Source organism: Marinobacter halodurans, from assembly GCF_004327985.1.
Lineage (GTDB): Bacteria > Pseudomonadota > Gammaproteobacteria > Pseudomonadales > Oleiphilaceae > Marinobacter_A > Marinobacter_A halodurans.
In genome coordinates this window covers 18,459-42,401 of sequence record NZ_SJDL01000014.1, presented here as the reverse complement: position 1 = coordinate 42,401, position 23,943 = coordinate 18,459, and the positions used below count along the sequence as shown (strand labels likewise).

Genomic DNA, 23,943 nt, shown 5'->3' with positions numbered 1-23,943 from the left:
ACATCAGCCACCTTGAGAAATTGATTCTCATTGGAATTCGGAAGTGAGTTGGTGCAGTGTGTCGCGGCACAATAGCGTTTAGCAATGATCTGATTTCAGTTTTTCTACGGCGTTTAGAAGTTTTTCTTCAGTAGTTTTGATGTGTTTGTCTGAGCTAAGCTGGCCGTTCGTGTGGTTTGCAGCTTTTATTAAGGATTCAACTAATATTTCAATACTTGCTTCCCCCCTAAAAAAAGGATAATTGGGCAAATTTGACCATTTTGGAGGACTATATCCAAATCGGTTTACCATTCGTTTGAACTTCGTTTCGATACGTTTACTCAGAGGAGGAAGGTGTTGGTAAATCGTTGGCAGATGTGTGAACTCAAGGTTTAAGCCCATAAATTCGGACCAGTCAAACCATTTCTCTTCTTGAAAGGATGGCGAAAACTTGATTGGCCACCAAGGTATGCGTAATGCATCTGCGATAATGGCCCCGTGCATAGCTTCGGAAAGTATAAGTTCGCACTCTGAAAGCTGATTTGTAAATGACTCAATATGTTGTCGCGGAGTGATGAACTTTACCCCAGCAGAGTTGCATACAGTCTCCCAATCAACGAAGTCTTCGCTTCGATGATGAGGTACAAAGCCTGTGAGTACAGGGTTACCAATGGGGGCTTCCCTGCTGGCAATCAGTTGCCTTAGTAGATAGGCGCCGTCTCCGACAGCAAAAGACGGTTCCACCCCAATCCATTTGGCGGTTCTGTATCCCCTGACACCGTATACTTTCCAATGTGGGGCTAGGTTGGGCGCCTGTGAATTCCATGCCCCTGAAGACAGAATGCTAATGGTTCGTGCCCCCGATAGCTGTTGAACCATGCGTTTTTCAGTCAGAAGAGTACCTACTCCCAGGAATACATCTTCATTGCCTTCGTCAAATAGCCGAGGCAATAATTTGGGCCAAAGCCAGCGGTTTAAGTCATCACCAACGTTTAGATTTCCATTATCGCAATATTCGAGCTTCATGATTTTCCATCGTTTTTACGCAGCTTGCTCAGTGTCCACAAACCTGCATATTTGTTGAATGATCCTTGAGCGTAGGTTGCGGCAACAAGATAGCCTACAGGACCATCCAGAAAGCCTAAACGGACCAGGTACACCTGGATGAACGTCAAAATGCCCCGGAAAGTTGCGTAGGCCAATGTCCGAGCGCGTTTGCCGCGACGGAACTTCTCCCGCGACCCCAGCCAGGCATATTTGGCGCTTTTCTCCAGGGCATGGCCGAAATCCCGATGGGTAAAGTGGGTCATTCGGCCGCGCAGGGTTTTTGTCGTCCGCCCCTCGGGAATCAGGATGCGTTCATGCACCAGAGCGTCGGAGAAACGCACGCCCTCGCGCCGGAACAGTCGCAGGGGCGCTCGGCCACTCCGGCCAAAATCCAGTCGTGTGCCATAGAGTGTGACGGCCCAGGGCAGCTTGTAGGCGTCGGCATCCGGGGCCGAGAGGCGGTCGTTGATTTCCCGGGCCAGCGCCGGGGTAATACGCTCATCCGCATCGATGGACAGGACCCAGTCCCCCGTTGCTTTCTCCAGCGCCCGTTGCTTCTGGATGCCGAATCCCGGCCAGTCGGTAATCTCGACGATGTCCGCCAGGGCGCGGGCCCGCTCCACCGTATCGTCGGTACTGCCGCTGTCCAGTACGATGATTTCGTCCGCCACTGCGCGCACCGAGCGCAGGCAGTCTTCGATGTTGTCGGCCTCGTTCCGGGTGATGATGGTGGCAGAGACCCGTACCGCCCGGGCCCGGTGATCGCCCCGATCGAGTTCAACGAACAGGGACGCCATGATCGGCGCCATCAGCAACAGGTTGAGCAGCAGTGCGGTGGTGCCGGCCTGGTTGCTGAGGATGGCGGTCACGAGCAGTGCACTGGTGATTAGCGCGGCCACGGCCACTGCGCGTGCGGCCGAGTGCCTCGATGCGGCGAAAGACAGGCTGACAGACACCGGAATGGAAACCAGCAGGAGCCAGCCCAGGATCTGGAGAACGCCGGTCTCACCCAGCGAGGCGGCCGTCCAGGCATGATCCATAGCCGTCTCGGCCGGACTCAGGATCAACCCGATCGACGCCGCACCGGCGAGCACACCTGCGACACACGCCAAAGCGCGCTTCATCCGGCCCTGCCGGAATAACGTCCAGGCGCCCCAGGAACCCAGGGTGGCGATGAGGGTTGGGACCTGCGCCGCTTCCCGGGGCGCGGTGATCGTCAGGCTGGCAGCAAGCGTCAACAGGCCCGCCGCGGCGACGGCCGTGAACAGGTCTGCCGCGACCAGGCGGATGGCACTCATGCCGGTGGTCAACGGCCAGAACAGCAACAGCAAGACAAGTGGCCAGGCCCTGCCGGCCGCGGACGCGGGCGATGGCGCAATGGCCGTCGCCACACCGATGATGATGACGAAACCCCAGAAGGCAAAGTGCACCAGCCGCAATTCCCGGGGGATGTCCCAGTCGCCCGCCCGGCGACGTGCCGCCAATCCGGCGACCGCCATGGCGATGATAGCCAGTTCGAGGATGGCCGGGTGAATCAGGGCGCCCGCCAGGCCAATGGCCAACAGGCCCAGCATCAGTGGCCGTAAACGCTCGGCGGAAAGGCTGGTCACAGGAAAAATCCTTCTGGGTTGTCGATAGGGCTTTGCATCGTGTCAGTGTAGTGATTTCCGGCGCATGCCGGTTACTTCGCTTTATAGGGATTGGGCAGTCCCGGCGGCCGATGGCGCATGCGCTTGTATTCCCACTGGTATTGCGCCGGGATCCGGCGGACGCAGCGCTCAACCGACGCATTGAGGGCGCGGGTGGCAACCACCGGATCGGCATCGTCCAGCCCGGGTTCGCACTCGCGGATCACAATCCGGAACCCCCGGGCGTCCGGCAGGCGCTCGGCGTAGGTGATCAGTGCGGCGGCGCCGGACTTCTGGAGCAGTTTGGCCACCAGCGTCATGGTGCGGACGTCCATGCCGAAGAAGGGGGCATAGGCATTGCCTTTGCCCCGCGGGCTCTGGTCGGGCAGGATGCCGGCGACGCCGCCATCGCGCAGGAGACCAATCAGTTGGGCCAGGCCGCGGCGGTCCCCGCGGACCAGTTCTGAGCCCAGACGGCCACGGACCCGGATCATGTAATCCTCGAATTCCGGCAGGTGAGGCGGGCTGTAGAGGGCGGCCATCCGGTAGCGTGAAGAAAAATACAGACCCGCCAGCTCCCAGTTACCCAGGTGAGGCGCCAGCAGGATCAGACCGCGGCCATCGGCCCGATACTGCTCCAGCAGCGCCTCGCCTTCGATCTCGCGAATCAGGTCCAGGCAGCGCTCGACCGGCCATTCCCACATGAGCGGGATTTCCAGCATGGTCCTGCCTGTCTGCTTCATGCTTTCCCGACCCAGGGCCTTGCGATCGGATTCGGGCATGTCGGGAAAACAGATATCCAGGTTGACCTGGGTGACCCGCCGCGATTCCGTCGGAAGCTTCCAGCCGAGCAGGCCCAGGATGGCGCCCAAATTCTGGGCCGAGCGCAGTGAGAGTTTGCTGGCCAGTTTCAGCAGGCCAGTCAACAGCGAGATTCTAGACAGGGCCATGGTCCCGTTGATTTCCAGGTCGATAGAGTCAGGGCAGGAAACTACATCATCCTGTGCGACAGTGCCACTCCGCGGATACCTGGGGTCGGCCGATGGCCCGTCCGGGTGCGGCGGACGTGAATCAGAGTTTTTCGGCCCGGGTCCAGCTGCCTGGCCTGCCGCGAATTTCCCAGTCGATGCGCTGGCGAAAGCGCGCGAGCTTGCGTGCGATGTATCGGCTGCGATAGGCCGGGATTGTGGTCAACCGGGTTGGCACGGTCGGTGCGCCCAGGCCATCCACCAGGTACAGCGTCAGCCGATCGTCACGACGGGCCAGGACCAGGTTGTGGGGCAGCAGGTTGCGGGTCAGCAGGCCGGTTTGCCGTAGCCAGTCGGCAAACTGGCCGATGGCCCTCTCGACTTCGGTTGTCCGGCCGTTGTGTTCCAGGTATCGCTCCAGGGTGGTGCCCGGCTGACCATCGGTTTCGGTAATCAGCTCGCTGACATTCGCCGGCCCCAGCGTGGTATCGATGCTGCCATGGAATCGGGGCAGGTGGCGCCAGGCCTGTTGCGGATCGGCCAGGGCCGCGATCTGGCGGTGCGCGATGATTTCCTGTCGATTATCATTGATGCGGTCCCGGCCCAGCAGCTTCTTGTACCAGGGTTGCCGTGCGAAACGGGCTTCGATGTTTTCCGGGCGCAGGACCTTGAGGCACAGTCGGGGATCATCCGGATGGCGGTAGCAGGTCCGGTTGTAGCCTGCGGCGAAAGGCGCCTGGTGGTTGAGGTCGATCATGGTTGCGGCCGGGCTCGAAGGTTCGTGCATAATCTAGCACGAGTCCATGGCTGTGGAAGAGGAGAGGACGTCCTGATGCCGGAAAACGGCTGCATCGTATACGGCGACTGCAATACCGAAGGGATTGCCGGCTTCTCCGGTGAGCTCTGGCCCGACCGGGTGGCCCATACCTTGGGACTACCGCTGGTCAACTGTGGCCATACCATGAGTACCACCCGTGAATTGCGCCGCTACGCGCGCTCCTTCCCGCCTGCCGGTTTCCGGCTTGCCTTCATCCAGTACGGGTTGGTGGACTCCTGGCTGACCTTCCGGGGCGCTCCCTACGTGCTCTACTATCCGGATAATCCGCTACGCAAGCTGGCGCGCAAATGGGTCAAGACCCTCAAGAAGCGGGCCCGCCGCTGGCAGTTGCAGGACCGTTGGGGTGCCGTCGAGCAGGTGCCGCTGGCTGAATACATCGCGCACATTCATGCCGTGGTGACCGCGGCGCCGGACACGCAGTTCGTGCTGGTCGGCACCGCCCCCAACCTGGAAGAGCCCCGCAATCCACGCATCCGGCAGTACAACCGGGCCCTGGCAGAGCTGGCGGACCAACTGGACAACGCCGTCCATGCCGATGCCTATGCGGCGTTATGGGCCGACCGGCACCACACCCTGATGGACGATGGCACCCATCTGACCGATAAAGGCCATTGCATCCTGGCGGGGGTTGTCCTCGACGTCATCCACCGGCGTGTTGCAGCGTGAGCTCCCTGTAGACAGCCAGGGTCTGTTCGGTCATGGCGTCCAGTGTCAGCCTATGGCGAGCCTGTTCGAAACTGGCCTGCTGGGTTTGCCGCAGGGTGGATAACGTTGCCAGCTTGTCCCTTAAAAGTGTTGCCAGGTCTGCCGTGGCCGTCGATGAGGCGATGCAGTCTGCCGGCAGGAACCGGCTCACCCCGCTGACCGGTGTGGCCAAGAGAGGGCAGCCATTCAACAGGGCCTCGACCATGATGTAGGGAAACCCTTCGCGCTCGGAGCTGATCACACAGGCGTCGGCCCGGGCGAGCCAGCCGGCAACGTTGGACTCATAGCCCGGCAGGTGGATCGTGCCGGTCTGGCCGGAGTCCCGGACCAGCGCTTCCAGGCGCGACCTTTCATGACCTTCGCCAAGAATCGCCAGTTGAACGTTGCCGCCGGATGCCGCGGACCAGGCCTGGATCAGTCGGTCAAAGCCTTTAACCGGCTCAAGGCGTCCGGTGGCGATCACCAGGGGCGACGTTTCCGGGATGGGCCAATCCGTGCCTTCCTTGAGTGGTCGTGGATCTATGCCGTTGTAGATCACCCAGACCCGTGGATGCGTGAGCTGGACGGCCAGTTCGTCGCTGACGGCGATGACGCCGTCAAGGCGGTCCAGCCCGCGGTGGGCGGACTTGGTGCCATGGACTGTGCCGACGTAACAGACCTCGCGGTTCCCCTGACGCCGTTTGACGCCAGCCAGCAGTTGGATCGCCTTGTTGCCCTGGGCGTGGCAGATGTCCGGCTGCAGGCGCGCCAGAATCCGTCGCAGTCGCAGCCCCAGCCAGGGATGCCGGCGGCTGAAGTGAACGGGTATTGGGTGAAAATGGGCGAACGGGATGAAGCGGTCGTGGTAGCGGGCATCAGCCAGCAGATGGACTTCGTGGCCCCGCTGGGCCAGGCTGCGGGCCAAATCCAGAGTGTGTGTTTCCATGCCGCCCCAGGTGGTACCCGGCGTGGCCAGGATCAGCGCAATGCGCAGCGGTTCACTCATCTGACCGCCCTGCCATGGCGTTCCAGCAGCCCGCGATAGACTGCCAGGGTGGTCTCGGTCTGGGCGGTGAGGTGAAACCGCTCGGGAATCTCTATCGCCGGCCGGGGCTGCGTCAGCAGCCGTTGGGCCGTTTGCACAAATGCGCGGGTGTCATCGGGCGCAACCAGACCCGCCGGGAAACAGGCGCGCAGGGTTTCCGCCGCACCGCCGCGCTCGAAAGCAACCACCGGCGTGCCCGACGCCAGTGCCTCCGTCAGGGTGCGACCGAAGGGCTCGGGCTTGGTGGACAAATGGCAGACCAGGTCCGCGAACAGATAGAGTTCGTGCATGTCACTGCGCTGCCCGAGAAAGGTGATGTGGTCCTCCAGCCCAAGTTCGCCGATCCGGCTTTCCAGTTCAGTCCGGTAGCGCTGCTTGCCGCCTTCGAGCCCACCGGCAATAACGCCGTGCACCGAGGCGTCCTCCCGCACCATCCGGGCGATCACCTCAAGAAAGGTCAATTGGCCCTTCCACCGCGATAGGCGCCCCGGCATCAGCAGGATGCGACGGTCACGCAGCTGTGGGTAGTCCTCCAGCAACTGGTGGCGCCATGCCGGGTCCAGTGGCATCTCGCAGAACTGGCGCGTGTCGACACCACGCTGGATAACGCTGATCCGGTCTTCGGCGACCGCATAATTATCGAGAATGTATCGGCGCACGCAGTCGGATACGGCGATCAGGTGCTCCGCCTTGCTCATGATGGCGCTGTAGGGATTGACCGAATACATGCCGTGGAAGGTGCTCACCAGCACCGGCCGTTCGTTGACCGGGAGCCCTTTCCAGGCCAGGTAGACCACCCAGGCCGGCATGCGCGAGCGCACGTGGACGACATCGGGCCGTAACGATTGCAGCAGGCGGCGGACCGGCCGCACCTGGCCCAGTGTCACCAGGGACTTGCGGTGGATCGGCCGTGTCACGTGCCGGGAGCCGGTTGCCTCCAGTTGCGCCACCATGGGCCCGCCGGCGGACAGTACCGTCGAGTCGTGCCCGCGTTTGACCAGCTCGGCAGCGAGCTCCACCGTGCCGCGTTCAACGCCCCCGCTCTCGAGCGCGGGCAGGACCTGCAGAATCTTCACGACGGCACACCCCGGCAGCGCTCCAGCAACCACCGGGCGGCCCGATCCGCTTCCCAGAGTGGTGGCGTGATGGGCGTGGTAGCCGACATCACCGCTTGCGCTTCCGACAGGGGATGCGCCCGGCGTTGTTCGAGCAGCGCTTCGACCCCGGCCGCCACCCGGCTTCCGGAAACCGGAGTCAGGCCGAACAGTCCCGTGGGGATACCGGCGGTGAGACTCTCATACACCATCGACGCGCTGTCGGGCGTGATCCAGGCGGCGCGACTGTCGGCCAGCGTATGGGCCAGCCAGCGGTCGTGGGTGTCCCGGTGATCCCGGAACCGGAAGAGCGGTCCCTGGCGTTCGCGCAGCGCTGCGATCAGCTCTTCCGGGCTGCGCCGGCTGGAGGTGACGGTCCACTGCCAGCCCGGATAGGCCCGGAGCAACCGGGCCAGTTGCTGGAGGATCGCCGCGTTGTCCCACCGGTAATGCCGGGAGGGACCGCCGATCAGGATGACGCCGTGTTGGCGTTTGGTCAGATGGGCCATGGGCGTCATGGTATTGAGTACGCCTATGGTGACCAAGGTACCGGGCGAGGGCGAGGGACGATCGTGGTGCGGAATGATCCGGCAATCGATCCATTGCTGGGGGAAGGAGGGCCGCATAAGCAGTGCGGTCCGGGCTCTGCGGGTACGGCGCAAGGCCAGTAGCAGGCGATGGGTGCCGGTGCCGGCGGCCACGATCAGGCCCGGCTGGTGCAGGCCGTCGGGGACGTCGAGTCTGGGCCGCAGGCCCATCAGCGCCCGCCATCGTGGTACCCGCTGGGAGAGGGCGTCGATCCAGTGGCAGCGTACGTCGGCGTGGGCCGCGAGTCGGTTGGCCAGGCCCCGCAACTGGTTACGGTGACCGGGCTTGTCGTCGTGGATCAGCCAGGTCACCAGGGGCTCGACGCCGTGGGTCATGGCCGTTTCCTGGCATAGAACCCCGGGTCGTCCCGGGAGGGGCGCGTCTTGAAGCGGCGGTGCATCCACAGGTACTGATCCGGATGCTTGCGCACTTCGCTTTCGATCGCCGCATTGACCCGGGCGGCGTCGGCCTCGTCATCGCCGGACGGGAACGCCTCCAGCGGCGGATGGAAATAGATGTCATAGCCGATCCCGTTGTCGCGCCGGAAGTGGCTGAACGGGATCACCACGCAGTCGCTGCGCTCGGCAATCCGGGCCGTGGCGGTGATGCTGGCGGCGGGAACACCGAAGAACGGCGCGAACACGATACCTTTGCGGCCGTAATCCTGATCGGCGGCGTACCAGACGATGCGGTTGGCCCGCAGGCGCTTGAACAGGCCCCGCAGGTCCTTGCTGTTGAGGGCAACGCCGTAGCGCTGCTCCCGGGAGCGGGTCATCACGGCATTCATCAGTGGGTTGTTGTGGTCACGCTGCATCACGTCCGCATCGATGAACAGCGACACCAGGCTGCCGCCCAGGTCCAGGGTGCTGTAATGGCCGCCGAGCAGCAGGATGCCCTTGCCCTTCTTCAGCGCTTCATCGACGTATTCCAGACCGTGGACCTGGGTCAGGTGACGCAGCGTTTCCGGGTTCCGGAACCACGCCAGGCTGATTTCCATGATGCCGATGCCGTTGGAGTGGAATGTCCGGCGCACCAGGGCTTCCCGGTCACGGTCGCTCAACTCCGGGAAACACAGGTCGATGTTCACCCGGCAGATATGGCGACGACTGGCCAGCGTCCGGTAGGCCAGTTCACCGATCAGGCGACCCACGCCCCACTGCACGCGCAGGGGCAGGCGGGCCAGTAGCCAGATCAGTCCAATGGTGAGCCAGGTTGGCCACCAGCGGGGGTGTCGGTAGTGGGCGAAATTGGTGTCGCGGACGCGTTTACGTTTCTTCGACTTCGATTGACTCACGGCTCGTCCAGAATGATGGGTGGAATCGTCCCTGCTTTGGGGGCAAGTTTATCAGCAAAATGCCGGTTGATAAGGCCAGGCGGGGCACTGGCTGCATTTCCGGTGGCGATCCGACGCCTTCTTCGGTTGTGAATGTGAACTATGCTCTGACCTGAAGGGAGGTCCGGGACGCAACCTGATGCACATTTCGGTAGAATCCCGGCAACTTCTGATCCCGCACTGGAGTGCTGATGCTGCGTTTCGTCTATTCGACTCTCTTTCGTCTCATCCTGCCGTTCGTCCTGATCCGGTTATGGTGGCAGGGACGGACGTCGCCTGACGCGGTGGTGCATTGGCGGGATCGTATTGGTCTGATTCCCCGCAGCGACAAGCCGGTTATCTGGGTGCACGCGGTGTCGGTGGGAGAGACTATTGCGGCGGCCCCACTGGTCCGGGCCCTCCTTGAGCGGCGACCCGATGCCAGCATCCTGATGACCGCCATGACGGCGACCGGCCGGGCGCGCGCCAACGCCCTGTTCGGGGACCGCATCCGCTATGCCTATTCCCCCTACGACACGCCGGGATCGGTACGCCGCTTCCTGCGACGGGCCCGGCCACTGGCGCTGGTGATCATGGAAACGGAGCTCTGGCCCAACATGATCTACCAGACGGCGGGTGCCGGGACGCCGGTCTACCTGATCAATGCACGTCTGTCCGAGCGCTCTGCGCGCAGCTACCAGCGTTTTCCAAACGCCAGTCGCCAGCTCCTGAAACAGATCGACTGGATCGCGGCCCAGGCGGACGGAGATGCCCGACGTTTCGTGGAAACCGGCGCCCATGCGAGCGCCGTATCGATCACCGGCAGCGTGAAGTTTGACGTGGTCGTGACCGACGAACTGCGGGACGGGGCTGCAGAGCTGAGGTCCCAGCTCGGCGCGGGCCGGCCGGTCTGGATTGCGGCGAGCACCCACGACGGCGAGGATGAGCAGATCCTGCAAGCGCATCGGCAGCTGTTGGCGGCGGACCCTCAGGCTCTCCTGGTGTTGGTGCCGCGGCATCCGGAACGCTTTGACGATGTGGCGGCCCTGGTCCGGCAGTGCAACCTGAGCCTGGCCCGTCGGTCCGAAGGCGGCGATGCCTCGGGCAGCCAGGTGTATCTCGCCGACAGCATGGGTGAGCTCATGATGCTCTACGGCGCGGCGGACGTGGCGTTCGTGGGTGGCTCGCTGATCGAGCGGGGCGGTCACAATCCACTGGAGCCGGCGGCCTGGGGCATGCCGGTGATAACCGGACCTCACGTGTTCAATTTCGACGACATTTACGAGCGTCTGGAAAGTGGGGCGGGACTGGTCCGGGTGGGGGATGCCCGCGAGCTGGCAGCGGCTGTCGATCGCTGCTTTTCGGATTCGGCCCACCGTAACGAATTGGGGAAAAATGCGAGGGCCGCGGTGGATGCCAATCGCGGGGCGTTGACGCGCGTCGTCGACGGGATTGTTGAAAAGCTGGGTTAGGCCTGGCGGAGCGGGATGATGAGCACCGGCGCCGGCTTCATGCAGGCGCCGGTGCTTATTGCGATCAGCGTGACTGGGTCGGGTCCACGGTCTTGGTATCGGTGGCAATGGCCTCGATACCCGGTGCGGACTCGCTCAACCAGCGATTCAGGTCCACCAGGTCCTGCGGGCTCAAGGTACCGGCCACCAGCTTCAGGTTCAGGGTGTTGACCACATAGTCATAGCGGGCATTGGCGTAGTCGCGCAGGGACTCGTAGTAGTTACGCTCGGCATCCAGCACTTCCACGATATTGCGCGTGCCCACTTCATAGCCGGCGCGGGTGGCGTCCAGTGCGCTCCGGCGGGAAACGATACTCTGCTCCTGGGCGTTGACCGTCTCGATGTTGGAGTTGACCGTCCGGTAGAAGCTGCGCGCGTTCACGCTCACATCGCGGCGTACCGTCTTCAGGTTCTGGTCGGAGGCTTCCAGTTGGGCTCGCTGCTGGCGAATGCCGGCCTCGGTGCCGTTGCCTTCGTACAGTGGCACGTTCAGTTGCAGGGCAATCACGCCCTCGGTCGTGGTGCCGTCCACCGTGCTCTGGTTGGGCGACACTTCATTGATGCCGTCCAGCTTGGTGTTGCCATAGCTGGCATTCAGATCCAGTGTCGGATAATGCCCCGCCTTGGCCACATCCAGCCGGGAGCGGTTGGCCTGCAGGGTGTAAGCGGCGGACTGGACGCGCCAGTTCTGCTGCAGGGCGATTTTTTCCCAGGCTGCCGGGTCCGTGGGCTGCGGGCGCGACAACGGGAAGTCCTGCTGCAGATTTTCCAGATCGCCGGCATTCTCGCCGATCAGCCGGCTCAGCTGTTCCCGGGCAATGTCGAGATCGCTTTCCGCGGAAATCCGTTCGCTCTTGCTGGCGTCGTAGCTGGCACGGGATTCATAGACTTCGGTAATGGCGATCAGGCCCACATCGAAGCGTTCCTGCGCCTGGTCGTACTGGCGTTCGAACGCCGCCTCGGCCGCGCGGACGGTGGTCAGGTTGTCCTCGGCACGCAGCACGTTGAAGTAGGCGGTGGCTACATCCAGTATCAGCTGCTGCTGAGCCAGGCTGTAATCGGCCCGGGCGCTTTCGCTCTGGAACTGGCTGGCGTCGTAGTTGAACCAGTTCTCGGCCCGGAACAGGGGTTGGGTCAGTTTCACGCCATAGCCGTAGGACTTGTAGGAATCCTCCATCCGCGGGCCTTCGGAGTCGATATGCTGGGCATTGCCATAAGCATTGAGCTTGGGCAGGAGCTGGCTGCGAGTCACATCGACATTGGCCTGTTGGGCTTCATAGGTGGCCCGGGCTGACGCGATGCCGGAATCGTAGGCCAGCGCTTTTTCATAGGCGTCAATGAGGTCGGTGGCCAGGGCTGGCTGGGCAGCCAGCAGTCCGATCAGACCGGTTAGCACGGATTTCTTCATGGATTCTCCTGCCTGCACATGATTGGGGTGAGCCTCATCCCTGAGTGTGGGTCCGCGGTTGCTGGACAGAAGTCGGGAGGCTCAAGAGAGCGGTCCTCATTATGGACAAAAATCCATCTGATCTCTACACTTGCGGAAGTCACCTTTAAGGGCCTGCCTGCACCGTGCGGTGTGGTATGCGGGCTTGCAGGTCGATCAGTTCATTGCGTCTTGACGGGGTGCCGGCAAAACCGGCTGAGATTGCCCAGAGCAAAACCCGCGAACCTGATCCGGTTAATACCGGCGTAGGAATCTAAGACAAGTTTTCCAGCCCAATCCAGGTCCTTAACCTGCATTGCGTCCGGAACCCTCCTCGTCAAACGCGCCCGTCCAATCCAGGACACTTTGCGTCGATCCCCGGATCGGCCCCAACACGAGGGACGCCTTGATGAGTAACGAAACCATCGAATTCCTGAAGGATGCCGCCGAAGTCGACCAGGCGGCGGTCCAGCCGCTGCCCTGTTCCCGCAAGATCTACGTTACCGGAAGCCGGCCGGACCTACGGGTGCCCATGCGTGAGATCAGCCTGAGCGACAGCATCACCGACAGCGGCACCCGGCCCAACGAGCCGCTGGTCGTCTACGATACGTCGGGCCCATACACCGATCCGGAGGCCCGGATCGATCTGCGCCAGGGCCTGGCGCCGGTACGCCAGGCGTGGATTGCCGAAAGGGGCGATACTGAAACCTTGCCCGGTTACACGTCCGACTTCACCCGGCGACGGCTGAAGGATCCCAGCCTGGACGTGCTTCGCTTCGAGGAACGCCGCCAGCCGTTACGGGCGAAACCGGGTCGCAACGTCAGCCAGATGCACTACGCCCGCCAGGGCATCATCACCCCGGAAATGGAATTTGTCGCGATCCGCGAGAACATGAAATTGCAGGAAGCCCGGGCCAAGGGGTGGCTCGACAGCCAGCATCCGGGCCAGTCGCACGGAGCCGCCATGCCGGCCGAGATCACGCCGGAGTTCGTGCGGGAGGAGATTGCCCGGGGCCGGGCGATCATCCCTGCCAACATCAACCACCCGGAGCTGGAACCGATGATCATCGGCCGCAATTTCCTGGTGAAGATCAACGGCAACATCGGGAATTCGGCGGTCAGCTCGTCCATCGAGGAAGAGGTGGAGAAGCTCACTTGGGGCATCCGCTGGGGCGCCGATACGGTGATGGACCTGTCCACCGGCAAGAACATCCACGAAACCCGGGAATGGATCATCCGTAACTCGCCGGTGCCGATCGGCACCGTGCCCATCTACCAGGCGCTGGAGAAGGTGAACGGTGTGGCCGAGGACCTGACCTGGGAGATCTTCCGCGACACGTTGATCGAGCAGGCGGAGCAGGGCATCGACTACTTCACCATCCATGCCGGCGTGCGGTTGCATCATGTCCCGCTCACCGCGAAACGGGTCACCGGCATCGTCTCCCGGGGCGGCTCCATCATGGCCAAGTGGTGCCTGGCGCATCACCAGGAAAGCTTCCTGTATACGCACTTCGAAGAGATCTGCGAGATCATGAAGGCGTACGATGTCTCCTTCAGCCTGGGGGACGGGCTGCGGCCGGGTTGTATTGCCGATGCCAACGACGAGTCCCAGTTCGGCGAACTGGAAACCCTGGGCGAGTTGACCAAGATTGCCTGGAAGCACGATGTCCAGGTGATGATCGAGGGACCGGGTCACGTGCCGATGCACCTGATCAAGGAAAACATGGACAAGCAGCTCGACTGCTGCGACGAGGCTCCTTTCTATACCCTGGGCCCGCTGGTGACGGACATTGCACCGGGTTATGATCACATCACCTCCGGCATCGGAGCCGCGATGATCGGCTGGTACGGCTGCGCCATGCTGTGCTACGTGACGCCCAAGGAGCACCTGGGGCTGCCCAACAAGGACGATGTGAAAACCGGTATCATTACCTACAAGATCGCCGCCCATGCCGCCGATCTGGCCAAGGGGCACCCCGGCGCCCAGGTGCGGGACGATGCCCTGTCCCGGGCCCGGTTCGAGTTCCGCTGGGAGGACCAGTTCAATCTCGGTTTCGATCCGGATACGGCGCGGGCCTACCACGACGAGACCCTGCCCAAGGACTCGGCCAAGGTGGCCCATTTCTGTTCCATGTGCGGGCCCAAGTTCTGTTCCATGAAGATCACCCAGGAAGTGCGTGAATACGCGAGGGAACAGGGCCTGGAAACGCGCGATGCCATCGAGCAGGGCATGCGGGACAAGTCCCGCGAGTTCGTGGACAGCGGCGCGAAGATCTACAGCAAGATCTGAGGTGCCGTCGGGGTCCCGTCTTTACGGGCGGGGCCTGTCGCCTGCCGGGGGACTTGCCAATCCGGGCGCCGGGCTTCTATGGTTCGACTTCACTTTCCCGAATAGGTGGATCATGCCAGAGCAAACCGTCGCCCCGTTCCAGTTCGGCGCTGAAGATGTCGAAGTCGAGAGCCGCGAGACCCTGTACAAGGGTTTTTTCGGCATGGAGCGGCTGCGATTGCGCCACGCGCGTTTCGCTGGCGGCTATACCGACGTGTTCGACCGGGAGATCTTCCAGCGTGGGGACGCCACGTGCGTGCTGCCCTATGATCCGGTGCGCGACGAAGTCGTATTGCTGGAACAGTTCCGCCCCGGTGCCCTGGGGCGAAACCAGTCGCCCTGGCTGCTGGAACTGGTTGCGGGGATGGACGAGCCCGGCGAGACCCCGGAAGACGTGGCCAACCGGGAAGCGGAGGAGGAGGCCGGACTGACGTTCAGGCGCCTGGAGAAGATCTGCCACTACCTGGTGTCGCCGGGCGGGACCACCGAGATGGTTTCCCTGTTCTGCGGCCATGTGGACGCATCCGGTGCCGGTGGGTTGCATGGAATTGAGGCAGAGCATGAAGATATTCGCGCTCATGTAATGGCGGCGGATGAGGCTTTGCGTATGATAACGGATGGGCGGATCAATAACGCCGCCGCGATAATTGCCCTGCAGTGGCTTGCCATGCAGCGGCCGAGATTGAAGCAAGAGTGGTCCTGATGTCAGAACACGCGGAAATGCCCTTGCGGCGCAGGAAAGCCTACGTACCCGACCTCAGGCGCTTCGGCGCGCTGTGCGAGGGGAACTATGGCCGGATACGGCGGTTGCGCCTGCTGGCGGAGGCGCATCCGGAGGTGGCTGAGTTCGAGTTGCGTGACGGCGATGCCTATTTTGGCCGTGTCCGCATCGAGCAGTTGCAGCAGTCCCGCTTCACCGAGACGCTGCTGCTGGAGCAGATCCACAACGCCGGGCGTTGGCTGAACGATCCGCACCTGACCGTTCGCGTCTACCACGACGCTGGTGTGGCGGAGGTGATCAGTTGTTATCGCTATAACCGGATTGAGGCCATCAACGACTATCCCAACCGGTTCATGCACCACCCGGACGAGAAAACCCAGGTGAACGCGTTCCTGGCCGACTGGCTGGATTTCTGCCTGCGCTTTGGCCATGTCCCGGCCGATCGCATCGCCTGGCCGGTCATCGACTGACGTCCCGACCCCTATGATGCGCGGGCAACTGCAGCCGAATGTGACAGTCCTTCAGGAAATTGTGCAAACTATCCGCTAGTCTTTCGGTCAATACCGTTGTTAATGGATATCATTCATCCTGGAGTCGCGGCCCATCCATGCCTTCCCCCGTCCTCTCTGACAAGCAACCGTCCGTCCCGCTGCGGGTCCTGCAGATCACCGATCCGCACCTGATGGCGGATCCCGAAGGGGTGTTGCTGGGAATGAATACCCGGGAAAGCCTGGAAGCGGTGCTGGCGCTGGCGGCCGGGGCCGAAGACCATGAGCCGGACCTGGTGCTGGCCAGCGGCGATATTTCGCAGGACGGCTCCGAAGCGGCCTATCGGCTTTTCCAGCGACTCATGTCCGGGTTCAAGTGCCCGGTGATCTGGTTCCCGGGGAATCATGACGATGCCGCCACGATGCGCAAGGTTACTGCGGGCAGCGGTGCCGACGAGCGCCGGGTGTTGGCCGGGGGCTGGCAGGTGATCTGCCTGGATTCGTCGGTCCCCGGTCAGGTGCACGGGGAACTGGCTGACGACGAGCTGGATTTCCTGGGCCGGTGCCTGGCTGAATATCCGGATACCCCCACGCTCGTGACCTTCCACCATCATCCGGTGGACATCGATTGCCGCTGGATGGCCGATATCGGGCTGGTGAACCGCGACACCCTGTATCAAACGCTGTCCGGTCATTCCCAGGTGCGCGGTTTGCTCTGGGGGCACATCCACCAGGCCTGGGATGACGAGCGTGACGGCCGGCGCTTGATGGCGACACCGTCGACCTGCATCCAGTTCGCCCCCGGATCGAACGATTTCTCCCTGGACGACAAGGCCCCCGGCTACCGCTGGCTGGAACTCTATCCGGACGGCTCGCTGGCCTCGCACGTGCGCCGCGCCGAGGATTACGCGTACACTGTGGACCTCGACAGCCACGGTTACTGATCGCTATGCCCGAACAACCCCGCCTGATCTACCTGCACGGATTCAGAAGTTCGCCCCAATCCCAGAAAGTCACCGAACTGAGGGGATGGCTGGCCGACAGTGGCCTTCCCGTGGAGCTGGTGGCGCCGGAGCTTGGGTTTTCCCCGGATGAGGCTGTCGCCCATGTCGAGCAGGCTGTCGAAGACGCCGGGAAGCGACCCTGCGGGCTGATGGGCAGCTCACTGGGCGGCTACTACGCCACGGTGGTTGCCGCCAGGCGCGGGCTGCGGGCGGTCCTGATCAATCCGGCGGTCGCACCCTACAACCTGCTGCGCCCCTATCTCGGCATGCAGGAGAACCTGTATACCGGGGAGCGCTTCGAGGTGACCGAGGCGCATATGCATCAGCTGCGGGCGATGGACCCGGGCCCGCTGGTGAATCCGGAGCGTTTCATGGTGCTGCTGCAAACGGCGGATGAGACGCTGGATTTCCGGGAGGCCGCGGCCCGCTACGCCGGCGCACCGACCTGGTTGCAACCGGGCGGCGACCATCGTTTCCAGGATTTCCCCCGGGTCCTGCCTGCTGCGCTGGCATTCCTTGGTATGGCGGCGCGCTGATCCGCCGGCTATTCAGTGCTGGCCTGCAATTGCGGTAAACTCCCGGGAAAATGCAAACAAGGACATCCCATCATGAGTCAGATCCCTACGGACCTGAAGTACATCGAAACGCACCAGTGGGTTCGTGTGGCCGGCGACGGCACCGCGACGGTCGGTATTACCGACTTCGCCCAGGACCAGCTTGGTGACGTGGTCTTCGTGGAACTGCCGGAAGTCGGCGCCACCGTCAACGGCGGCGAGGAGGCCGGCGTGGCCGAATCTGTCAAATCCGCCTCCGACGTCTTCAGCCCGGTCAGTGGCGAGGTGATCGAGATTAACGAGAGCCTCGAGGAAGAGCCGGAAAAGCTGAATGAAGATCCCTACGGTGAAGGCTGGCTGTTCCGCGTGCGCCTGAGCGATGAGGGCGAGCTGGATGGCCTGATGGAGGCGGACGCCTACGCCGATCTGGTCGCCGATACCGAATAACCCCGATTGGCCGCCCGGGGAAATCCCGACTGTCCCCGGGCGGTCCGCCTCCGTATAATCCCGCCACTTTCCCGTTTTGATCGTGGTCTGCCTATGTTTCCCCAGCTATACCTTCGCAAGGGCGCGGAGCGGCGTATCCGCGCCGGCCATCTCTGGATCTACAGCAATGAAGTCGACACCAAACGCACGCCGCTGACCGCTTTCCAGGCCGGCGAGCAGGCCGCGCTGATCGCTGCCAACGGCAAGGCTTTGGGAACGGTTTTCGTCAACCCCCATGCGTTGATCTGCGGCCGGCTGATCAGTCGGAATCCGGATCAGGGCATGACGCCGCAGCGTCTCAGTGAGCGGCTGGACGTGGCCTTGCAGATGCGTGAGCGCCTGTTCGAGCGACCCTTCTATCGCTGGGTGTTCGGTGACGCCGACGGTCTGTCGGGACTGGTCATCGACCGGTTTGACGATGTGGTGGTTGTCCAGGTTTCCACGGCGGGGATGGAGTCCCTGCGGGATTCCCTGGTGCGGGCGATCCAGAAGCTGGTCCACCCGCGTTCGATCGTTTTCAAGAACGACGGCAAGATGCGTGACGTGGAGGGGCTGGACAGCTATGTTTCTGCCGCCATGGGCGAGCTGCCGGATCAACTGGTGGTGGAGGAAAACGGGGTGCGTTTCCGGGCCCCTCTGGCGACCGGGCAGAAAACCGGTTGGTTCTATGATCACCGGATGAACCGCAGGCGCTTGCAGGCCTATGCCCCGGGCAAGCGGGTACTGGATGTGTTCAGCTATGTCGGTGGGTGGGGCGTGCAGGCCGCGGCGGCCGGTGCGAGTCAGGTCACCTGTGTCGACAGTTCCGCCCAGGCTCTGGACAGTGTGGGCGAGAACGCCCGCCTGAACGGCCTGGACAATGTGGATACCCTGGAAGGCGATGCCTTTGCCGTGCTCAAGGACCTGTGCGACCAGAAGGAAAAGTACGACATCGTGGTGCTGGACCCACCGGCCCTGATTCCCCGTCGGCGCGACCAGAAAGCCGGGGAGCAGGCCTACGCCCGGCTCAACCAGCTTGGGCTGCGGCTGCTGGAGCGGGATGGGCTGCTGGTGTCGGCCTCCTGCTCCATGCATCTGTCCACGGACCGGCTGGTGGACATCATCCGCGGCAGCGGCCGGCGTATCGACCGCTTCGTGCAATTGCTGGAGCAGGGGCACCAGGCTCCGGACCATCCGGTGATTCCCGGTATTCCCGAAACCGACTACATCAAGAGCTGCTTCGTCCGCTCACTGACCGGCTTCCTCTGAGGAAGCCGCCGGCGCGTTCAGGCTGATCGAGACCAGCGTCTCGCGAACCTGGGCCAGGGCTTGCCGCGCCGCTTCCAGGGCATCGGTATCGACCGGTGTCCTTGAGGGATCGATGGCGTCCAGCCGCTTGGCCAACGCCTGCATCTGCTGGCGGAGCGTCTCGGTCGAATCGACGCCGGCCAGCAGGATACCGTTCCATGCCGTTGCCTGATGGCGCACGATGGCCGCCAGCTCGCTGAAATCCGTGGCCGCTCCAGGACTGTGGGCCACTGGCATCCCGTTGTGATCCTCGCCATCGGGAAACCGGAACCAGGCGTCGAGGCGTTTACCGATGGTGGCTCCCAGGCGCTTGTCCAGGGTCGCGGCGGCCCGCCCGGGGTTCCCGTCGATAGCCACCAGACCGGTGACCAGGTAAGCCGTGTTTTCCGTGTTGCACAGCGTTTGGACGTCCCGGTTGAGGGCGTTGGCGATCAGGCGCAGCAGGTCATGCCTGCGATCCGGCGCATTCACCGTTTCTTCGGATTGCTTCTTGGGCAGCCGATAGCGCTTGAGCGTCTCTTCAGCGCTGGAGGCGCCGGCTGGCCAGAGCAAGCTCTCCAACGGGTGGAAGCCTTGCGTGAGATAGTAGAAATCGGTGGACTGATGCTCCTTACGCAGGTAGTCCGGTGTGAGCGGTACTTCGGAATAGGTGAGGCCGCTGTGCGGGTATCCGGGCACCTGGTCCAGGTAGCCGGGAAGCAGCGGGTGAGCGTCGATCGGGTCCCGGTCGTTGTATTTCTGGGGCATGGCCTGCCCGGCCAGGCCATAGAGGAACGCGAGCCGGCGATAATCGCTGTGGGCCTGGCGCCAGGCCTGGCGGGCCTTCTTCAGGGTGTCGCCACCCGGATTGTCGAGAAACGTGGCAACCGCGGCATTGAGGGCGCTCGCCCCGTTGCAGGCGGACGTGGTCGTTTGCTCGACGCCGTCCTGCAGCGGCTGGGGGATCCGGGCCGCCGGCGCCGTCTCCGGGGGTGTTTCCATATCCTTTTCCGCAGGCGTCTTGTCCGAGCAGCCGGCGATCAGCATGCCGGTGCCGAGCAATAGGGCGAGCCCGCAACCTGCCATCCTTGCCATGGCGTTCAGTCCCTGAGCGAGATAATGGGCCAGTCCCGCTCCCGCGCCAGGTCTGCCAGCTTGGGGTCCGGGTCGACGGCGATCGGGTGCGCCACCTGTTCCAGCAGCGGCACGTCGTTGTGGGAGTCACTGTAGAACCAGGCGTCGCCGGCGCTGCGCTTCTGCTGCGCCAGCCAGGCGCCCAGACGGGTCACCTTGCCGTCCTGGAAGCTGGGCGTGCCGGCCACCTTGCCGGTATAGCGGCCGTCCTGCATCTCCGGTTCCGTGGCGATCAGGTCGTCCACGCCCAGCAGGTCCGCAATCGGCTGGGTTACGAAACGGTTGGTGGCTGTGATGATGAGCAGGTAATGGCCCTGCCGGCGGTGTTGCTCCAGCAGTTCGAAAGCCTTATCCAGCAGCATCGGCCGCACCCGTTCGTCCACGAAACGCTGGCGCAGCCGGTGCAGGACCTCCGGTTCGTGCCGGGTCAGCGGTTCGAGGGCAAACGACAGGTAGCGGTGGATATCCAGGTCGCCGTTCAGGTAATCCTGGTAGAAACGGTTGTTGGCCGCTTCGTATTCGCCGGCGTCGACGATGCCTTCCGAGACGAGAAAGTCGCCCCAGGCATGGTCGCTGTCGCCGTTGATGAGCGTGTTGTCCAGATCAAAGATCGCAAGCGTCAAGCTGAGTATCCCCTCAAATCGCCGTGTTTGGAGTCGCCTGCCAGGCCGTCCGGAGACGTTTCGAAAAGGGGGGATTCTAGCATGTTGTAGGGCAACAGGCGCAGTTTGCCCGCCGGTACGCTTTCTGCAAGAATGAAGGCAACTTAGGCAAATTGCGGGCCCTTGTCATCAACGCGATGATGGCGGATTGCGGGGGCACAGCCTCGATCCGGGAAGCCTGGTGACAGGGCCGCTGCTGAAAAATTCAGGCAGGTATAGAACAGTGATCGACTCCGACGGTTTCAGACCCAACGTCGGAATCATTCTGGCCAATGATCGGGGAGAAGTTCTCTGGGCAAGACGCATCGGACAGGACGCATGGCAGTTTCCCCAGGGGGGGATCGACCATAATGAAACCCCCGAGGAAGCGCTCTATCGCGAGTTGGGCGAAGAAGTCGGGCTGGGGCAGCGGGATGTGGAAATCATCAGCTGTACCCGCGGCTGGCTGAGATATCGTCTGCCCCGGCGAATGGTTCGGCATCATTCGCACCCGGTATGCATCGGGCAAAAACAGAAATGGTTCCTGTTGAGGTTGCTTTCTCCCGACGCCAGTGTCTGCGTCGACAGGACGGATTCTCCGGAATTCGACGGCTGGCAGTGGGTCAGCTACTGGTATCCGCTGGGGCAGGTGGTGTCGTTCAAGCGGGAGGTTTACCGGCGGGCCCTGCGGGAGCTGGCCCCGCGATTATTCCACAATATGGAACAGTGGCAGGGATTGCCGCCGTTCCCGGACAGGATGGATTAACGGTCTATGTTGAGCACGCTGCGAAGTATCGTTCAGGAAGTCAATGGTGCCCGGGACTTGCAGGAAGCCCTGGAAATCATCGTCTCCGGTGTGCAGCGTGCCATGGGAACCGAAGTCTGTTCGGTCTATCTGCTGGACCCGGACTCCAACCGCTATATCCTGATGGCCACCGAGGGCCTGTATAAGGAGGCCGTCGGACGCGTCAGCCTGGCGCATTCCGAGGGGTTGATCGGTCTGGTGGGTTCCCGCGAGGAGCCCATCAATCTGGAAGACGCCACCGCCCACCCCCGCTACCGCTACTTCCCGGAAACCGGTGAGGAGCGTTTCCGCTCGTTTCTCGGTGTCCCCATCATTCACCATCGCCGCGTGCTTGGCGTTCTCGTCGTGCAGCAGCGCGAAAGCTCACGCTGCTTTGACGAGGGCGAAGAAGCCTTCCTGGTCACGATTTCCGCCCAACTGGCCGGCGTGATCGCCCACAGCGAAGCCACCGGTGCCATCAGCGGTCTGTCCCTGACCGGCCAGGAAACCCATGATATCAGCTTCAAGGGCGTGGCCGGCGCACCGGGGGTCGCCATCGGCCAGGGTGTGGTGGTCTACCCGCCGGCGGACCTGGATGCGGTGCCTGACAAGGCTGTGGACGACCCCGACGCCGAGCGGGAACTGTTCCTGCAGGCGGTTGGTGCCGTGCGCGAGGACATCCAACTGGTCGCCGAGCGGCTGGCTCCGCAGCTGCGCCCGGAAGAGCAGGCGTTGTTCGAGGTCTACCTGCGCATGCTGGACGACAATGCCCTCCCGGCGGAGGTCATGAACCGGATCGCCGACGGCCAGTGGGCCCAGGGCGCCCTCAAGCAGGTGGTGCAGCAGTACGTCCGCCACTTCGAAATGATGGGCGACCTCTACCTGCGTGAGCGGGCGGTGGATATCCGGGACCTGGGACGCCGCCTGCTGTCGCACCTGCAGGAAGGGGATCACCAGGCGTTGAACTACCCCGAGAAGACTGTCCTGGTCAGTGATGAGCTGACGCCGGCCATGCTGGGCGAGGTGCCGCGCGGTCAATTGGTGGGGCTGGTCTCCGTGCGCGGCTCCAGCAACTCCCATGTGGCGATCCTGGCCCGGGCCATGGGCGTGCCGACCGTCATGGGCATGATCGACATGCCTGTCAACCAGTTGGACGGCCGTGAGCTGATCGTGGATGGCTTCGAAGGCCAGATCTACGCTTCGCCGTCCGCCGACCTGCGCTCGTTCTACCAGGAAATCTGCGAAGAGGAAGCGGCGCTGTTCCGCGGCCTTGAGGAACTGCGCGACAAGCCCTGCGTTACCACCGATGGCGTGCGGGTGTCGCTGCTGGTCAACACCGGTCTGATGACCGACGTGGTGCGTTCACTGAGCCATGGCGCGGAAGGCATCGGCCTGTACCGCACCGAAGTGCCGTTCATGATCAACGAGCGCTTCCCGTCGGAGCAGGAGCAGCGGGAGTATTACCGCGAACAGCTGGAGGCCTTCGCTCCCAGCGACGTCACCATGCGCACGCTGGACATCGGCGGTGATAAGGCATTGACCTATTTCCCCATCAGCGAGGAGAACCCGTTCCTGGGCTGGCGGGGTATCCGCGTGACCCTGGATCACCCGGAAATCTTCCTGGTGCAGGTGCGGGCCATGCTCAAGGCCAGCGAAGGTCTCAACAACCTGCGCATCATGCTGCCGATGATCAGCAACGTGTCCGAAGTCGAGGAATCGCTGCACCTGATTTACCGCGTCTATCACGAGGTGCGTGAAGAGGGCTACGATATCCACATGCCCAAGGTGGGCGTGATGATCGAGATTCCGGCGGCGGTCTACCAGGTCCGCGAGCTGTCCAACCGGGTCGATTTCCTGTCGGTGGGCTCCAACGACCTGACCCAGTACCTGTTGGCGGTGGACCGTAACAATCCGCGGGTGGCGTCCCTGTATCACTCGTTCCACCCGGCCGTGCTGCAGGCGCTGGTGAAGGTCGTCGACGATGCCCACGCGGTGGGCACGCCGGTGAGTATCTGTGGGGAACTGGCGGGGGATCCCGGCGGGGCCGTGCTGCTGATGGCCATGGGCTACGATGCGCTGTCCATGAATGCGGCCAACCTGCCCAAGGTGAAATCCGTCATCCGCAGTATCGACTCCCTGTGGGCCCGCAAGCTGCTGGATGACGTGCTGGACCTGGACTCACCACACGTGATTCGCAGTTGCGTGGATCTGGCGTTAAGGGATGCCGGGTTCGGCCGCTACCTGCGTCCCGGACGCTCCCTTTCGGAAAGCACGACCAATTGAGCCCGAAGGGCTCAGCTCCGGCCCTTGATGCGGAACCACCACACCGGCGGGCTGACGCCTTGGCCGGAGACACCAGCGGTACGCAGTGGGCCAGCGAATTAGCCGGACGGGACACTAGTATGTTTATTCTAGT

At 62.9% G+C, this 23,943-nt stretch carries 22 protein-coding genes and 1 riboswitch; of the genes, 11 read left to right on the top strand and 11 right to left on the bottom strand.

The genetic code is table 11. The features are described 5' to 3' along the window. Positions 1–78: 78 nt before the first annotated feature. The 4 genes from EZI54_RS10685 to EZI54_RS10670 all read right to left on the bottom strand — a co-directional run bounded on the left by EZI54_RS10685 (position 79) and on the right by EZI54_RS10670 (position 4,409). Entirely contained in the window at positions 79–1,005 is a 927-nt protein-coding gene (locus EZI54_RS10685; protein WP_131481816.1) for a polysaccharide pyruvyl transferase family protein, read from the bottom strand. After that, the gene (locus EZI54_RS10680; RefSeq protein ID WP_242674422.1) at positions 1,002–2,636 is read right to left on the bottom strand and encodes a glycosyltransferase family 2 protein; all 1,635 of its coding nucleotides are present in this window, start codon (positions 2,634–2,636) and stop codon (positions 1,002–1,004) included. The genes EZI54_RS10685 and EZI54_RS10680 overlap by 4 nt, the downstream gene beginning before the upstream one ends. A 71-nt stretch (positions 2,637–2,707) precedes the next feature. Next, on the bottom strand, positions 2,708–3,604 hold the full coding sequence (locus EZI54_RS10675) for a lysophospholipid acyltransferase family protein (protein ID WP_131481814.1): 897 nt from the start codon (positions 3,602–3,604) through the stop codon (positions 2,708–2,710). A gap of 121 nt (positions 3,605–3,725) precedes the next feature. After that, positions 3,726–4,409 (bottom strand): YrbL family protein, encoded by a 684-nt coding sequence (locus EZI54_RS10670; RefSeq protein WP_242674421.1) that lies wholly within the window; start codon positions 4,407–4,409, stop codon positions 3,726–3,728. 45 nt (positions 4,410–4,454) lie between these two features. On the opposite strand from EZI54_RS10670, the gene EZI54_RS10665 reads away from it, so the two are divergent. Then, positions 4,455–5,126, top strand: a complete 672-nt coding sequence (locus EZI54_RS10665; RefSeq protein ID WP_131481812.1) for an SGNH/GDSL hydrolase family protein — start codon at positions 4,455–4,457, stop codon at positions 5,124–5,126. Here the strand turns inward: EZI54_RS10665 and EZI54_RS10660 are convergent. From EZI54_RS10660 to lpxL, 4 genes are read right to left on the bottom strand one after another with little or no spacing between them, the layout of a single operon-like run. Continuing rightward, the gene (locus tag EZI54_RS10660) at positions 5,101–6,150 is read right to left on the bottom strand and encodes a glycosyltransferase (RefSeq protein WP_131481810.1); all 1,050 of its coding nucleotides are present in this window, start codon (positions 6,148–6,150) and stop codon (positions 5,101–5,103) included. The genes EZI54_RS10665 and EZI54_RS10660 overlap by 26 nt on opposite strands. Beyond that, positions 6,147–7,265: a glycosyltransferase family 4 protein gene (locus tag EZI54_RS10655; protein WP_131481808.1), complete on the bottom strand. Its 1,119-nt coding sequence runs from the start codon at positions 7,263–7,265 to the stop codon at positions 6,147–6,149. The genes EZI54_RS10660 and EZI54_RS10655 overlap by 4 nt, the downstream gene beginning before the upstream one ends. Continuing rightward, positions 7,262–8,206 (bottom strand): ELM1/GtrOC1 family putative glycosyltransferase, encoded by a 945-nt coding sequence (locus EZI54_RS10650; RefSeq protein ID WP_131481806.1) that lies wholly within the window; start codon positions 8,204–8,206, stop codon positions 7,262–7,264. The genes EZI54_RS10655 and EZI54_RS10650 overlap by 4 nt, the downstream gene beginning before the upstream one ends. Next, complete coding sequence (gene lpxL / locus EZI54_RS10645; protein WP_131481804.1) at positions 8,203–9,165, bottom strand: LpxL/LpxP family Kdo(2)-lipid IV(A) lauroyl/palmitoleoyl acyltransferase; 963 nt, start codon at positions 9,163–9,165, stop codon at positions 8,203–8,205. The genes EZI54_RS10650 and lpxL overlap by 4 nt, the downstream gene beginning before the upstream one ends. Before the next feature lie 230 nt (positions 9,166–9,395). Between lpxL and waaA the strand changes: the two genes are divergently transcribed. Then, positions 9,396–10,655, top strand: a complete 1,260-nt coding sequence (gene waaA, locus EZI54_RS10640; protein ID WP_131481802.1) for a lipid IV(A) 3-deoxy-D-manno-octulosonic acid transferase — start codon at positions 9,396–9,398, stop codon at positions 10,653–10,655. Between the two features lie 64 nt (positions 10,656–10,719). Here waaA and EZI54_RS10635 read toward each other — a convergent pair whose 3' ends face one another. Continuing rightward, positions 10,720–12,102: a TolC family outer membrane protein gene (locus EZI54_RS10635; RefSeq protein ID WP_131481800.1), complete on the bottom strand. Its 1,383-nt coding sequence runs from the start codon at positions 12,100–12,102 to the stop codon at positions 10,720–10,722. A gap of 204 nt (positions 12,103–12,306) precedes the next feature. Next, a riboswitch (TPP riboswitch) is annotated at positions 12,307–12,411 on the top strand. Between the two features lie 118 nt (positions 12,412–12,529). On the opposite strand from EZI54_RS10635, the gene thiC reads away from it, so the two are divergent. The 7 genes from thiC to EZI54_RS10600 all read left to right on the top strand — a co-directional run bounded on the left by thiC (position 12,530) and on the right by EZI54_RS10600 (position 18,950). Further along, complete coding sequence (thiC, locus tag EZI54_RS10630) at positions 12,530–14,410, top strand: phosphomethylpyrimidine synthase ThiC (RefSeq protein WP_131481798.1); 1,881 nt, start codon at positions 12,530–12,532, stop codon at positions 14,408–14,410. A gap of 112 nt (positions 14,411–14,522) precedes the next feature. Continuing rightward, positions 14,523–15,152 carry an ADP-ribose diphosphatase gene (gene nudF, locus EZI54_RS10625; RefSeq protein ID WP_131481796.1) on the top strand — a complete coding sequence of 210 codons (630 nt, stop codon included), beginning with the start codon at positions 14,523–14,525 and terminating at the stop codon, positions 15,150–15,152. Continuing rightward, the gene (locus EZI54_RS10620) at positions 15,152–15,640 is read left to right on the top strand and encodes a DUF1249 domain-containing protein (RefSeq protein ID WP_207389195.1); all 489 of its coding nucleotides are present in this window, start codon (positions 15,152–15,154) and stop codon (positions 15,638–15,640) included. The genes nudF and EZI54_RS10620 overlap by 1 nt, the downstream gene beginning before the upstream one ends. A gap of 137 nt (positions 15,641–15,777) precedes the next feature. After that, complete coding sequence (gene cpdA / locus EZI54_RS10615; RefSeq protein WP_131481794.1) at positions 15,778–16,602, top strand: 3',5'-cyclic-AMP phosphodiesterase; 825 nt, start codon at positions 15,778–15,780, stop codon at positions 16,600–16,602. A gap of 5 nt (positions 16,603–16,607) precedes the next feature. Next, positions 16,608–17,198, top strand: coding sequence for a YqiA/YcfP family alpha/beta fold hydrolase (locus EZI54_RS10610; protein WP_131481792.1), 591 nt, complete (start codon positions 16,608–16,610; stop codon positions 17,196–17,198). 72 nt (positions 17,199–17,270) lie between these two features. Continuing rightward, positions 17,271–17,663, top strand: a complete 393-nt coding sequence (gene gcvH / locus EZI54_RS10605; RefSeq protein WP_131481790.1) for a glycine cleavage system protein GcvH — start codon at positions 17,271–17,273, stop codon at positions 17,661–17,663. 93 nt (positions 17,664–17,756) lie between these two features. Continuing rightward, positions 17,757–18,950 (top strand): class I SAM-dependent rRNA methyltransferase, encoded by a 1,194-nt coding sequence (locus tag EZI54_RS10600; protein WP_131481788.1) that lies wholly within the window; start codon positions 17,757–17,759, stop codon positions 18,948–18,950. On the opposite strand, the gene EZI54_RS10595 is transcribed toward EZI54_RS10600, so the two are convergent. Beyond that, a complete protein-coding gene (locus EZI54_RS10595; protein WP_131481786.1) occupies positions 18,930–20,063 on the bottom strand; it encodes an imelysin family protein in 1,134 nt (377 codons plus the stop codon). The two genes, EZI54_RS10600 and EZI54_RS10595, sit on opposite strands and share 21 nt — an antisense overlap. A 5-nt stretch (positions 20,064–20,068) precedes the next feature. Then, positions 20,069–20,725, bottom strand: a complete 657-nt coding sequence (locus EZI54_RS10590) for a histidinol-phosphatase (protein ID WP_131481784.1) — start codon at positions 20,723–20,725, stop codon at positions 20,069–20,071. A 262-nt stretch (positions 20,726–20,987) separates the two neighbouring features. On the opposite strand from EZI54_RS10590, the gene EZI54_RS10585 reads away from it, so the two are divergent. Next, positions 20,988–21,509 (top strand): RNA pyrophosphohydrolase, encoded by a 522-nt coding sequence (locus EZI54_RS10585; protein WP_131481782.1) that lies wholly within the window; start codon positions 20,988–20,990, stop codon positions 21,507–21,509. Positions 21,510–21,515: 6 nt separating this feature from the next. Continuing rightward, positions 21,516–23,810 carry a phosphoenolpyruvate--protein phosphotransferase gene (gene ptsP / locus EZI54_RS10580; RefSeq protein ID WP_131481780.1) on the top strand — a complete coding sequence of 765 codons (2,295 nt, stop codon included), beginning with the start codon at positions 21,516–21,518 and terminating at the stop codon, positions 23,808–23,810. Positions 23,811–23,943: the final 133 nt, after the last annotated feature.